The sequence below is a fragment of the Streptomyces sp. NPDC054956 genome (assembly GCF_053609185.1).
In genome coordinates this window covers 1-12,444 of the sequence record NZ_JBSGXB010000234.1, presented here as the reverse complement: position 1 = coordinate 12,444, position 12,444 = coordinate 1, and the positions used below count along the sequence as shown (strand labels likewise).

Annotated in this window: 10 protein-coding genes and 1 pseudogene; 5 read left to right on the top strand and 6 right to left on the bottom strand. The window is 73.4% G+C overall.

Annotated elements, in window-relative coordinates; genetic code table 11:
* Positions 1-300: 300 nt before the first annotated feature.
* Positions 301-1,011 carry a TetR/AcrR family transcriptional regulator gene (locus ACWGDE_RS28420; RefSeq protein WP_453391879.1) on the bottom strand — a complete coding sequence of 237 codons (711 nt, stop codon included), beginning with the start codon at positions 1,009-1,011 and terminating at the stop codon, positions 301-303.
* A 148-nt stretch (positions 1,012-1,159) separates the two neighbouring features.
* Between ACWGDE_RS28420 and ACWGDE_RS28415 the strand changes: the two genes are divergently transcribed.
* The gene (locus tag ACWGDE_RS28415; protein WP_453391878.1) at positions 1,160-1,618 is read left to right on the top strand and encodes a nitroreductase/quinone reductase family protein; all 459 of its coding nucleotides are present in this window, start codon (positions 1,160-1,162) and stop codon (positions 1,616-1,618) included.
* Positions 1,619-1,740: 122 nt separating this feature from the next.
* On the opposite strand, the gene ACWGDE_RS28410 is transcribed toward ACWGDE_RS28415, so the two are convergent.
* Positions 1,741-3,027 (bottom strand): geranylgeranyl reductase family protein, encoded by a 1,287-nt coding sequence (locus ACWGDE_RS28410; RefSeq protein ID WP_453391881.1) that lies wholly within the window; start codon positions 3,025-3,027, stop codon positions 1,741-1,743.
* A gap of 266 nt (positions 3,028-3,293) precedes the next feature.
* Here ACWGDE_RS28410 and ACWGDE_RS28405 point away from each other — a divergent pair, with 266 nt between their 5' ends.
* Together ACWGDE_RS28405 and ACWGDE_RS28400 are read left to right on the top strand one after the other, a co-directional pair.
* Positions 3,294-4,658, top strand: a complete 1,365-nt coding sequence (locus ACWGDE_RS28405) for a M20/M25/M40 family metallo-hydrolase (protein ID WP_453391877.1) — start codon at positions 3,294-3,296, stop codon at positions 4,656-4,658.
* Positions 4,659-4,785: 127 nt separating this feature from the next.
* Positions 4,786-5,538: an MBL fold metallo-hydrolase gene (locus ACWGDE_RS28400; protein WP_453391880.1), complete on the top strand. Its 753-nt coding sequence runs from the start codon at positions 4,786-4,788 to the stop codon at positions 5,536-5,538.
* A gap of 55 nt (positions 5,539-5,593) precedes the next feature.
* Here ACWGDE_RS28400 and ACWGDE_RS28395 read toward each other — a convergent pair whose 3' ends face one another.
* Complete coding sequence (locus ACWGDE_RS28395) at positions 5,594-6,634, bottom strand: NUDIX domain-containing protein (protein ID WP_453391876.1); 1,041 nt, start codon at positions 6,632-6,634, stop codon at positions 5,594-5,596.
* A gap of 142 nt (positions 6,635-6,776) precedes the next feature.
* Here ACWGDE_RS28395 and ACWGDE_RS28390 point away from each other — a divergent pair, with 142 nt between their 5' ends.
* Complete coding sequence (locus ACWGDE_RS28390) at positions 6,777-7,814, top strand: LacI family DNA-binding transcriptional regulator (protein ID WP_453391875.1); 1,038 nt, start codon at positions 6,777-6,779, stop codon at positions 7,812-7,814.
* Positions 7,815-7,817: 3 nt separating this feature from the next.
* On the opposite strand, the gene ACWGDE_RS28385 is transcribed toward ACWGDE_RS28390, so the two are convergent.
* Entirely contained in the window at positions 7,818-8,834 is a 1,017-nt protein-coding gene (locus tag ACWGDE_RS28385) for an ArsR/SmtB family transcription factor (protein WP_453391874.1), read from the bottom strand.
* Between the two features lie 55 nt (positions 8,835-8,889).
* Between ACWGDE_RS28385 and ACWGDE_RS28380 the strand changes: the two are divergent.
* Positions 8,890-10,077 (top strand): annotated as a pseudogene (locus tag ACWGDE_RS28380) (MFS transporter); the annotation flags it as partial.
* Positions 10,078-10,130: 53 nt separating this feature from the next.
* Here the strand turns inward: ACWGDE_RS28380 and ACWGDE_RS28375 are convergent.
* Entirely contained in the window at positions 10,131-11,429 is a 1,299-nt protein-coding gene (locus ACWGDE_RS28375; protein WP_453391873.1) for a DUF6986 family protein, read from the bottom strand.
* A 183-nt stretch (positions 11,430-11,612) separates the two neighbouring features.
* On the bottom strand, positions 11,613-12,444 hold an 832-nt coding region (locus tag ACWGDE_RS28370), incomplete at its 5' end, for an electron transfer flavoprotein subunit alpha/FixB family protein (protein ID WP_453391872.1).

Below are 12,444 nucleotides of genomic sequence, written 5' to 3'. Positions count from 1 at the left end.
GGAGTCGCGGCTCCGGCCCCCGCCCGGGCCCGCGCCCCCGCGGCGGTGGTGGCCGGGGCCCCGCCCGAGCTCGCCGACGCGGTGACGGCGGGCGCCGGCGCGGCCAGTAAGAGGGTGGCGAGCACGGCGTAGACGGCCTTCGCGGCGCGGGTCATGACTGCTCCTCGAGCAACGACGGGACGGCGGACGGCGCGACCACGGGGGCGCGACCCGAGGAACACTAGACGGGCCGCCGGGCCGGCCAGGGCCGAATCCTCCGCTTCGGTATGAGGAACTGACAAGCGAACTTCCGCCGGTCCGTCACACGGCGGGCAGGCCCACCCCGTGCGCCAGCTGACCGGCGGCGTGCGTGAAGAACGCCTCGCGCTCCTCGACGATCCGGGTGAACTGGCCGAACAGCTCGAAGGAGACCAGCCCGAAGAGCTGCGCCCAGGCGGCGACCAGCGCGGCGGTGGCCTCCGGGGGCAGCCCCTCGGCGAAGTCCGCGGCCATCCGCTCGGCTTCGGGGCGCAGTTCGGCGGGGAGCGGCGGGAGGGCGATGCCACGGCCCTCGTAGCCGGCACGGACGATGCCGATGAGGACGATCCCGACCCGGGAGGCGGGGCCGATGGTGTCGAGGGGGGCCGTGTAGCCGGGGACGGGCGAGCCGTAGATGAGCGCGTACTCGTGCGGGTGCTCCAGCGCCCAGGCGCGGACGGCCCGGCAGACCGCGATCCAGCGGGCGCGGGGGCCGGAGCCGGGACCGGAGCCGGCGGTGAGCGTTCGGGCGTCGGCGGCCTCGGCGGCTGCGCCGACGGCGTCGTAGGCGTCGACGATGAGCGCGGTGAGCAGCTCGTCGCGGCTGGGGAAGTAGCGGTAGAGGGCGGAGGAGACCATGCCCAGCTCGCGTGCGACGGCGCGCAGCGAGAGCTTGGCGGCGCCCTCCGCGGCGAGTGCGCGGCGGGCCTCGTCCTTGATGGCGGCGGTGACTTCGATGCGGGCCCGTTCCCTGGCCCCTCGCACGGTGCTCATGGGAATCAGTGTGCCACGCAGGTAGAGCAGTGCCCAACAACGGGAGCGCCGATCCATTTCGAGAGCACTGCTCTTGTTTTGGAGCGCCGATCCGTGCACACTGGTCTCAAGCGAGAGCAGTGCTCTCCCAATCTTCTCGGAGGCCGCCATGAACGCGCCCAAGCCGTACTACGTCCAGGTCAGCCGCTTCGACCTCCGCTTCAACGCCCTGCTCGGCAGGCTCGCCCGTCTCGGCATCAGCCTGGCCGGCACGGCGGAACTGTCGGTGCGCGGCCGCAAGTCCGGCCAGATGCAGCGCATCCCGGTGAACCCCTACACCCAGGACGGTGTGCGGTACCTGGTCTCCGCCCGCGGCCACTCCCAGTGGGTGCGCAACATGCGGGCGGCCGGCGGCGGCGAGCTCCGCCTGGGGCGCAAGGTGAGCACCTTCACCGTCACCGAACTCACCGACCCCGCCGAGCAGGCCGTCGTCCTGCGCGGTTACCTGAAGAAGTGGGGCTGGGAGGTCAACCGGTTCTTCGGCGGAGTCACCGTGAACTCCCCGGAGTCCGAGCTCCGGGAAGCGGCCGCCGACCACCCCGTGTTCCGCATCACGGTCACCGACTGACCCGCGGGCCTGCGCCTCCCGGTCCCCGAAACGCGGCGGCGGCCCCACCGGTTGCACCCGGCAGGACCGCCACACTCCGCACAGCGGTACTCGCGTACCCCGCTCCCCTCGGGGAGCCGCCTTCAGTCCTGGGAGCCGGTTTTGTCCCCGGCCTTGTCCCCGGCCTGGTTCCCGGCCCGGTCCGCGCTCCGGTCCGCGCCCTCGCCCCGGCCGCGCGCCTGCCTGGCGTCGAGCAGGTGCAGCGCCTTGCGCGCCAGCGGATACGTACGCACCATCTCGGCCAGGGTCAAGGAGCCGCGCGTGATGCGGGCGAAGGCCAGCCAGGCCGGCCGGAAGCCGGTGATCGCCGCGTGCAGGAGCCCCGGCTTGGCCTCGAAGACGGTCAGCATCCGCTTGCCGACGCCCATCTCCACGCCCAGTCCGGCCTTGACGGCGAAGGCGTAGTTGAGCGCCTGGCGGCGGGCGTCCACCGCGTCCTGCGCCTCGGAGACCTTCACGGCCCACTCCCCGGCGAGCCGGCCCGAGCGCAGCGCGAAGGAGATGCCCTCCCGCGTCCAGGGTTCCAGCAGGCCCGCCGCGTCGCCGGCGACCAGCACCCGGCCGCGCGAGAGCGGTGAGCCGGGCTTGCGGCAGCGGGTCAAGTGGCCCGAGGAGAGGGCCGGTTCGAAGCCGGACAGGCCCAGCCGCGCGATGAAGTCGTCCAGGTACCGCTTGGTCGCGGCGCCCTCCCCCTTCGCCGAGATGACCCCGACGGTGAGCGTGTCGCCCTTGGGGAAGACCCAGCCGTAGCTGCCGGGCAGCGGGCCCCAGTCGATGAGGACCCGGCCCTTCCAGTCCGCGGCGACCGTGTCCGGCACGGGGATCTCCGCTTCCAGACCGAGGTCGACCTGGTCCATCTCGACGCCGACGTGCGCGCCGATCCGGCTCGCGCTGCCGTCCGCGCCGACCACGGCCCGCGCCAGCACGGTCTCGCCGTCGGCCAGCACCACGGCGACGGTGCGCCGGTCGGGAACGGCGGCCCCGTGCTGTTCCACCCGGGCCACGGCCGTGCCCGTCCGGACGGTCGCGCCCGCCTTCTCCGCCTCGGCGACCAGCGCCGCGTCGAACTCGGGCCGGTTGATCAGCCCGAACAGCATCTGCTTCGAACGCCTCGTCCGGGGGAACTTCCCGTCGAGCGAGAAGGTGACCGCGTGGATGCGGTCCTTGAAGGGCAGTACGAAACCGGCCGGCAGCGCGTCGCGCGAGGGGCCGATGATGCCTCCGCCACAGGTCTTGTACCGGGGCAGTTCCGCCTTCTCCAACAGCAGGACGCGCCGCCCGGCGGCGGCCGCCGCGTGCGCGGCCGAGGATCCGGCCGGCCCGGCCCCGACCACGACCACGTCCCACACCTCGCCGGTCCCCCCGGCCACCTCCGCGTCCGCCCGCTCGGCGGCCTGTCCTGCCGCCGCGTCGCGTACGTCGCCGCTGTCGCTCTCGTCGCTGCTCACGATGTGCTGCTGCTCCTGATCCTGCGGTTCACGCCGTTGCTCCGATGCCGGTGAAATCCTACGGCGCGAGACGGACTGCCCCGCTGTGCGAGGATCGAGACAGCCTTTGGCCGCTACCCGCATCGCCCACCCCGCGAATGCGGGAGGCACACACATACCCCAACGTCGCACCCAAGAGGAGCGTGCCCATGTCGTCGCATCCGATCGCCGAGACCATCGCCTCGCTGATGCCCCGCGCCAAGCAGGAGCTGTCCGAGCTGGTGGCTTTCCAGTCGGTGGCGGACTGGGCACAGTTCCCCAAGAGCGAGAGCGAGGGCGCCGCGAACTGGGTGGCCGACGCGCTGCGCGCCGAGGGCTTCCAGGACGTGGCGCTCCTCGACACCCCCGACGACACCCAGTCGGTGTACGGCTTCCTGCCCGGTCCGGCGGGTGCGCCGACCGTCCTGCTGTACGCGCACTACGACGTGCAGCCCCCGCTGGACGACGCGGCCTGGATCTCCCCCGCCTTCGAGCTGACCGAGCGCGACGGCCGCTGGTACGGGCGCGGTACGGCGGACTGCAAGGGCGGGTTCATCATGCACCTGCTCGCGCTGCGCGCCCTGAAGGCCAACGGCGGTGTTCCGGTGGGCGTGAAGGTGATCGTCGAGGGCTCGGAGGAGCAGGGCACGGGCGGTCTGCAGCAGTACGCGACGGCCCACCCCGAACTCCTGGCCGCCGACGCCGTCGTGATCGGCGACGCGGGCAACTTCCGCAAGGGCCTGCCCACGGTCACGGCGACCCTGCGCGGGATGACCCTGCTGAAGGTCAAGATCGACACCCTGGCCGGCAACCTGCACTCCGGCATGTTCGGCGGGGTCGCCCCCGACGCGATGGCCGCCCTGATCCACCTGCTGGCCTCGCTGCGCGCGCCGGACGGTTCGACCACGGTGGACGGACTGGCCTCGGACGCGGTGTGGGAGGGACTCCAGTACCCGGAGGCCGACTTCCGCAGGGACGCGAAGGTGCTGGACGGCGTCGAGCTGATCGGCGAGGGCACGGTCGCCGACCGCCTGTGGGCCCGCCCCGCGGTCACCGTGCTCGCCATCGACTCCCCGCCGGTGGTCGGCGCGACCCCGTCGGTGCACGCGAGCGCGGGCGCGCTGGTGAGCCTGCGGGTGCCGCCGGGCGTGGACACGACGCAGGCGATCAAGCTGCTGGAGGCGCACCTGGTGGCGCACACCCCGTGGCAGGCCCGCCTCGAGCTCGAAGTCGTCGGCCAGGGCCAGCCGTTCCAGGCGGACACCGACAGCCCGGCGTACGCGTCGATGGCGCGGGCCATGAAGGCGGCGTACCCGGGCCAGGAGATGCAGATCAGCGGCATGGGCGGATCGATCCCCCTGTGCAACACGCTGACCTCGCTGTACCCGGACGCGGAGATGCTGCTGATCGGGCTGAGCGAGCCCGAGGCGCAGATCCACGCGGTGAACGAGAGCGTCGCCCCGGAGGAGCTGGAGCGCCTCTCGGTCGCCGAGGCGCTGTTCCTCGTCAACTACGCGGAGTCCAAGCAGGTCTGACGGCCTGCGACGGGCCTTCCCGACAGCCGGCCGATGGCCGTCGGGAGGGGTCCGCTACGGGCGAACCCCGCTCTCGGCGTATCTCCGCCGGGAGCGGGACCGGCCCGGTTACGTTCGGCCGATGGATCTGGATCTCGTCGAAGTCATCCCCGCACGGCTCCACATGCTCCGCTTCCCCATCGGCCAGGCATATCTCTGGCGCGACGGGGCGGCCCTGACCCTGATCGACGCGGGCCACGCCACCTCGGCGGCCGCGATCGAGGACGCGATACGTTCCCTCGGGCTGCGGCCCGAGCGGCTGGAGCGGATCGTCCTGACCCACTGCCACCGCGACCACGTCGGCGCGGCGGGCGAACTCGCCGCCCGATGGGGCGCGCAGGTGCTGGCGCACCGGCTGGACGCCCCGGTGATCCGGGGCGAGCGGCCGGTTCCGGAGCCGGTGCTCCTGGACTGGGAACTACCGCTGTACGCACACGGCATGACGGTGCCCGAGGCCCCGCCGACCCGGGTGGACCGCGAGCTCGCGGACGGCGAGGTACTCCCCTTCGGCGACGGCGCGGTCGTCGTCCACGCCCCGGGCCACACCCCCGGCAGCATCGCCGTCCACCTCCCCTCGCACGGTGTGCTGTTCACGGGTGACTGTGTCGCCGGGGTCGGCCAGGTGATGCTGGGCGTCTTCAACGTGGACCGCGCGGAGGCCGTCGCCTCCTTCCGTCGACTGGCCGCACTGGCACCCTCGGTGGCCTGCTTCGGCCACGGCGACCCCCTGACGGCGGACGCGGCATCCGCCCTGCTCACGGCCGCGGAATCCGCAGAAGCCGCGGAATCCGCCGAAGCCGCCGAAGCCGCCGAAGCCGCCGGCCTGGCGGACGTCTCCTGAGCACCGGCTGAAGCGGGCCCGTTCCGCTGCCGCGGGGGCGCGGCCGCCGGCCCGGTTACGGGACCGGCCGGCCCGCCTCCAGGTACATGGCGCGGCCGCGCTCCCGGGCGCGCAGGGCCCACCGCAGTCGTTCGTAGCGCACCTCGGGGAGGAGGTCCGCCGCCTCCGCCTCCGTCACGAACCGCCACGCCCGCAGCTCCGGCCCCGGCAGACGCAGCCGCCCGGCCTGCGACGGCGAGAGCTCGCCGCCGTCGAACAGCAGCCGCAGTCCCCCGTACCCCGCGGGCGGACACGGCGGCTCCCAGTCCACGACCAGCAGCTCCGGGGCGCGGTTCAGTACGAGCCCCAGCTCCTCCTCGACCTCCCGCAATCCCGCGCACGCCGGTGCCTCGCCGGCTTCGACGACACCGCCGGGGAACTCCCACCCGGCCTTGTACGTGGGGTCCACGAGCAGCACCCGGTCCGCGTCGTCGAAGAGCAGTACCCCGGCCGCGACCGTCTCCCGGGTCGGCTGCGGGGTCTGCACGATGTCGCAGACGCGTGCCGCGTCGGTGCGTACGGCCTCGGCGATCCGCTCCGCCGTCTCCCGTACCGTCAGGGTCCCGTTGTCGACGACGTGCGCGTCGGCCGTCAGCCAGCCCAGGGCGTGCCGGTAGGCCGGTATGTGGTCGTACGCCCAGTGCCGCACCCTCAGGTCCACCTCCGCCGGCTCCCCCGACTCCTCCCGGGTGGCGATCCGCTCGCGCAGGATCGTTTCCGCCGGGGCCAGCAGCACGTGCCGCACCTCGATCCGGCGCGCGGCCAGCCCGCCGAAGATCTCGTCCCGGTACTCCTGCCTGAGCAGGGTCATCGGCACCACCAGCACCCCGCCCAGCTCCGCGAGCATCGCGGCCGCCGTGTCGACGACCAGCCGCCGCCAACTCGGCAGGTCCTGGTAGTCGGAGACCTCCGCCAGACGTTTGCGCGGCAGCAGTACGCGCAGCGCGTCACCGATGAACTCCGGGTCGAACAGGGTGCTGTCAGGCAGAAGCCCGGTCAGTTCACGGGCCGTGCTGCTCTTCCCGGCGCCGAAAGTACCGTTGATCCAGACAATCACGTCTACCCCTCTCCGGATGCCCCCAGTGGCTTGCCCGCACCACCCTGTCACGGAAACCCCGCTGCCCGGCCGAGTGCTTATCCTCGAGGTCACAGGCCTGTTCCCGCCGTCAGGGCGCCCGACGCACCGGAGGTTCCCCACCGTGCCGCACACCCGTCGCCCGCCCGAGCCCCGCTACGGCAACCGGCCGACCATGAAGGACGTGGCGGCCCGGGCCGGCGTGGGCCTGAAGACGGTGTCGCGCGTGGTCAACGGGGAGCCGGGGGTCACCCCGGACACGGAGAAGCGGGTGCAGGACGCCATCGAGGCGCTCGGCTTCCGCCGCAACGACAGCGCCCGCGTGCTGCGCAAGGGCCGTACGGCCACCGTCGGTCTCGTCCTCGAGGACCTCTCCGATCCCTTCTACGGGCCGCTCAACCGGGCCGTGGAGGAGGTGGCCCGCGCGCACGGGGCGCTGCTCATCAACGGCTCCAGCGCCGAGGACCCGGACCGCGAGCGGGAGTTGGCGCTCGCGCTGTGCGCCCGCCGGGTGGACGGCCTCGTGGTGATCCCGGCCGGGGACGACCACCGCTACCTGGAGCCGGAGATCCGGGCCGGGGTGGCCACGGTGTTCGTGGACCGGCCGGCGGGCCGGATCGACGCGGACGTGGTCCTGTCCGACAGCTTCGGCGGCGCCCGCAACGGGGTCGCCCACCTCATCGCGGGCGGCCACCGCCGGATCGGCTTCATCGGCGACCATCCGCACATCCACACGGCGACCGAGCGACTGCGGGGCTACCGCGCGGCCATGGAGGCCGCCGGACTGCCGGTCGCCGATTCCTGGGTCTCCCTGGGCCCGACGAACCCCGACCGCGTCTCGGCCGCCGCCCGGTCGATGCTCAGCGGTCCGGAGCCGGTCACGGCCCTCTTCGCCGGCAACAATCGGGTGACGGTCACGGTCGTACGGGTCCTCGCGGCCGGGCCCCGTCCGGTGGCGCTGGTCGGCTTCGACGACTTCGAGCTCGCCGACCTGCTGCGTCCCGGCGTCACCGTGGTCGCCCAGGACGCGGCGGCCATGGGCCGCGTGGCCACGGACCGCCTCTTCCAGCGTCTGGCGGGCGCCGATCTGCCCACGGCCCGCATCGAACTCCCGACCCGTCTGATCCCCCGCGGCTCGGGCGAGCTCCCGCCGGCCGACTGACGCTCACCGCTCCGGGTCCCCGGCACTGAGCTCCCCGGTCGCACCTCCTCCGGCCAGCTGGTCGCCGAGCGGGCTGCGCCGGTAGAGGACCTGCCGTCCGTCGCGCGCCCTGCTCAGCAGGCCCGCGGCGTGGAGCACCCGCAGGTGCTGGGAGACGGCGCTCGGGGTGACCCGGAAGCGGCGGGCGATCTCGACCGTGGGCAGCGGCTCGTCGAGCAGGCCGAGCAGCCGGGCGCGGGGGCCGCCGAGCAGGGCCACGAGCGCGGGTGCGTCCGCGGTGGGCGGCGGGGTCCACAGCGTCGCCACCCCCCGGCTCGGGTACGCCAGCAGCGGCGGTTCCTCGGGGCTGACCGGGGGCGCGGGCTTGTGGACGAAGACGGACGGCACCAGGAGCAGCCCCCGCCCGCGCGCCGCGACGTGGTGGCTGCTGATCATCGCGCCGATGTGCAGGACTCCGTCGTGCCAGCGCAGGTTCGGGTGCATGTCGGCGAACAGCCGGCGTGCGCCTCCCACCGCCAACTGCCGTGCGCGGTAGGTCATGTCGGCTTCCAGCAGCAGCCTCATCCGCGGCCACATGGGCTGGACGGCGACCTCCCAGTAGCGCCGGAGCAGCTCGCAGATGTCGTCGCGCAGTCGCGCGACGGGTTCGTCGGCGGGGGCGTCGGCCGCGCGCAGCGGTTCGGGGAGCGGGTCCGGGGCGTGCGCGGCCAGCAGGTCGCGCCGGACCAGGCCGGGAGGGGTGGCCCGGACGACGGCGAGTTCCGCCTCGAAGTCCGGGGCGAAGACGGCGGGCGGCGGGGTCAGGAAGTCGGGCAGCGTGCGCCGCTGCGCGACGAGGGACATCAGCAGCCCGGTGTCGAGCGCGCCGATCCGGCCGAGGACGTCCCTGCGCCACGGCAGGTGCACCGCCGACAGGCCGGGCTCGCGCAGCACCCGCAGGCTGAGCACCGTCTCACCGAGCGGGGAGAGGGCGAAGCGGGTGTCTGCGAGGTCCTCGACGCCGAGCTCGAAGCTGATCATTAAGCAATACGCTACATCGATTTGCGCCGCGGCCGGGGTGGCGTGGACTTCGGTCATGACACGAACTGCGGGCCGGCAGGCCGAGATGAGCCGCGGGACGGTGCTGATCCTGGCGTCGGCCTGCGCGGTGGCGGTGGGCACCCTCTACTTCCCCCAGGCCATCACCCCGTTGATCGCCGCCGGGCTGGGCGCCTCCCCCGCTACGGCTTCCTCGGTGGTGACCGCCACCCAGATCGGTTACACGGCCGGGCTCTTCCTGCTGGTCCCGCTCGGCGACCGGTTCTCCCACCGCCCGCTGCTGGTCACCCTGCTCACCCTCACCGGGCTGGGTCTGCTCGCCGCGGGCTGCGCCCCGAGCCTCGGGTTCCTCCTCGCCGCGGGCGTGTTCGTCGGGATCACCACGGTGGCCGCGCAGGTCATCGTTCCGCTGGCGGCCGGGCTGGTGGCCCCGGATCGCCGCGGGGCGGTGCTGGGCACCCTGCTGAGCGGGTCGATCGGCGGAATGCTGCTGGCCCGCACGTTCGGCGCGACGCTCGGCGAACGGCTGGGATGGCGGGCCCCCTATCTGGTGGCCGCCGTCCTGCTCCTGCTGCTCGCGGCCGTCCTGGCCGTGTCGGTGCCGCGGACGGCGCCGCCCGCGCCCAGGCCGTACAGGGCCTTGGTGGCCGATTCCCTGCGCCTGTTGCGCACCGAGTCGCAGCTGCGCCGCTCCTGCCTCTACCAGGCGACCGTGTTCGGGGCGTTCTCGGCCGTCTGGACCTGCGTGGCGCTCCTGCTCACGGGGCCGGCGTACGGTCTGGGACCGCAGGCCGTGGGGCTGCTCGCGCTGGTCGGCGCGGCCACGATGTTCTGCACCCCGCTCGCCGGTCGCCTGGTCGACCGGTGGGGCCCCGATCCGGTGAACCTCGTCTGCCTGCTCGCGGTCCTCCTCTCGGCCGTGGTCCTGGCGGCGGGCGCCCGGGGCGGCGCGCCGGGGCTGGTCGCCCTGACGGTGGGCACGCTGGTGCTGGACATCGCCATGCAGTCCGGCATGATCGCGAATCAGGCCCGGGTCTTCGCCGTGCGGGCCGACGCGCGCAGCCGCCTCAACACCGCCTACATGACCTGCGCCTACCTGGGCGGGAGCGCCGGCTCCTGGCTCGGCGTACGCGTCCACGGCCGGGCCGGCTGGCCGGGGGTGTGCCTGCTGGTGGCCGCGCTCGCCGCCTCGGCGCTGGCCCGCCACCTGGTCGCCGTACGCCGGAAGGCCCGGCCGGGGGCAGGCCGGCCGGGCCTCGTTTCAGGGGGTCACGCGGTTCAGGCGGTCGCCGTCAGGGTCGCCGAGCGGCGCGGGATGGCGAAGGCGTCGAGCTCCGCGCGGGTCAGGCCGGTGAGGGCGGTGACCTCTTCGGAGCCGACGGCGCCGCAGTCGAGGCCGCGGACCAGGTAGCCGGCCAGCGCCTTCGCGGTGGCGGGCTCGTCCATGACGTCGCCCTCGATCTTCGCGACGTACGCCTTCAGGCGCGCGGCGGCCGCTTCGAGGCCCTCGCGGTAGAAGACGAAGACGGCCGCGTAGCGGGTCGGCAGGTGCGCCGGGTGCATGTCCCAGCCCTGGTAGTAGGCACGGGCCAGGGCGCGCCGGGTGAGGCCGTAGTGCAGCTTCCAGGCCTCGTGGACCTGCTCGGTGGTGCCGACGGGCTTGACGTTGGTCGAGCCGTCGGAGACGCGCACGCCGGTGCCGGCGGCCGCGACCTGCATGATCGCCTTGGCGTGGTCGGCGGCGGGGTGGTCGCTCGACTGGTACGCGGCGGAGACGCCGACGCAGGCGCTGTAGTCGAAGGTGCCGTAGTGCAGACCGGTGGCGCGGCCCTTGGAGGCCTCGATCATCCGGGCGACCGCGGCGGTGCCGTCGGAGGCGAGGATGGACTGGCTGGTCTCGATCTGGATCTCGAAGCCGATCCGGCCCGGGCGCAGGCCGCGGGCGGTCTCGAAGGCCTCCAGCAGCTTCACGAAGGCCGTGACCTGCTCGGGGTACGTGACCTTGGGCAGGGTCAGGACGAGGCCCTCGGGCAGGCCGCCGTGGGCGAGCAGGCCGGAGAGGAAGATGTCGGTGGTCCGGATGCCGCGGTCGCGGACGTTGGACTCCATGCACTTCATGCGGATGCCCATGTACGGGGCGTTCGTGCCGTTGGAGAACGCTTCCGCGACGAGGCGGGCGGCACGGGCGGCGGCCTGGTCCTCCTCCTCGTCGGAGCGGACGCCGAAGCCGTCCTCGAAGTCGACGCGGAGGTCCTCGATGGGCTCGGAGGCGAGCTTGGCGCGGACGCGGTCGTAGACCGGTACGGCCAGTTCGTCGGAGATCCCGAGTACCTTGGCGAAGGTGGCCGCGTCCGGGGCGTGCTCGTCCAGGGCCGCGAGGGCCTGGTCGCCCCAGGAGCGGATGGTGTCCGCGTCGAAGACGTCACCGGGCACGTAGACCGTGTGGATGGGCTGACGGGTGCCGGGGTCGCCCGGGTAGTGGCGCGCGAGTTCCGCGTCCACCGGCGCGAGGGAGGCGCTGATGCCCTCGCTGACCGCGCCTGCGAGGCTCGTCGCCACCTTCTCCTGCTGACCCATCGTGCACTCTCCTCTTTTCCGCTTCACGGAAGCTTAGATCCGCATTGCAGAATTTAGTCACGGGGTTCCGCTCAGTCAATGGTCCCTCCGACGCGTGGGACAAACGACTCGGGGCCGTGCGGTGAGAAACACCACACGGCCCCGGAGACCACTTACCCGCAGGTCAGCGCCCGCGGTCAAGGATTAGCCCTTGCGCGCCTTGATCTCTTCGGTCAGCTGCGGGACGACCGCGAAGAGGTCGCCGACGACGCCGTAGTCGACGAGGTCGAAGATCGGAGCCTCGGCGTCCTTGTTGATGGCGACGATGGTCTTCGAGGTCTGCATGCCGGCCCGGTGCTGGATCGCGCCCGAGATGCCGGAGGCGATGTACAGCTGCGGGGAGACCGACTTGCCGGTCTGGCCGACCTGGTTGGAGTGCGGGTACCAGCCGGCGTCGACGGCGGCGCGCGAGGCACCCACGGCCGCACCGAGGGAGTCCGCGAGGGCCTCGATGATGTGGAAGTTCTCGGCACCGTTGACGCCGCGGCCGCCGGAGACCACGATCGCGGCCTCGGTCAGCTCGGGGCGGCCGGTCGACTCGCGCGGGGTGCGGGAGGTGACCTTGGTGCCGGTGGCCAGGGCGCCGAAGGTGACGGCGAGCGCCTCGACGGCGCCGGCGGCCGGAGCGGCCTCGACCGGGGCCGAGTTCGGCTTCACGGTGATGACCGGGGTGCCCTTGGAGACGCGGGACTTGGTGGTGAAGGACGCGGCGAACGCGGCCTGCGTCGCGACCGGACCCTCGTCACCCGCCTCCAGGTCGATGGCGTCGGTGATGATGCCGGAGCCGATGCGCACGGCCAGGCGGGCGGCGATCTCCTTGCCCTCGGCGGAGGAGGGGACGAGCACGGCGGCCGGGGAGACGGCGTCGTACGCGGCCTGGAGCGCGTCCACCTTCGGTACGACGAGGTAGTCCGAGAACTCGGGCGCGTCGGCCGTGAGGACCTTGACGGCACCGTGCTCGGCGAGCACGGCGGCG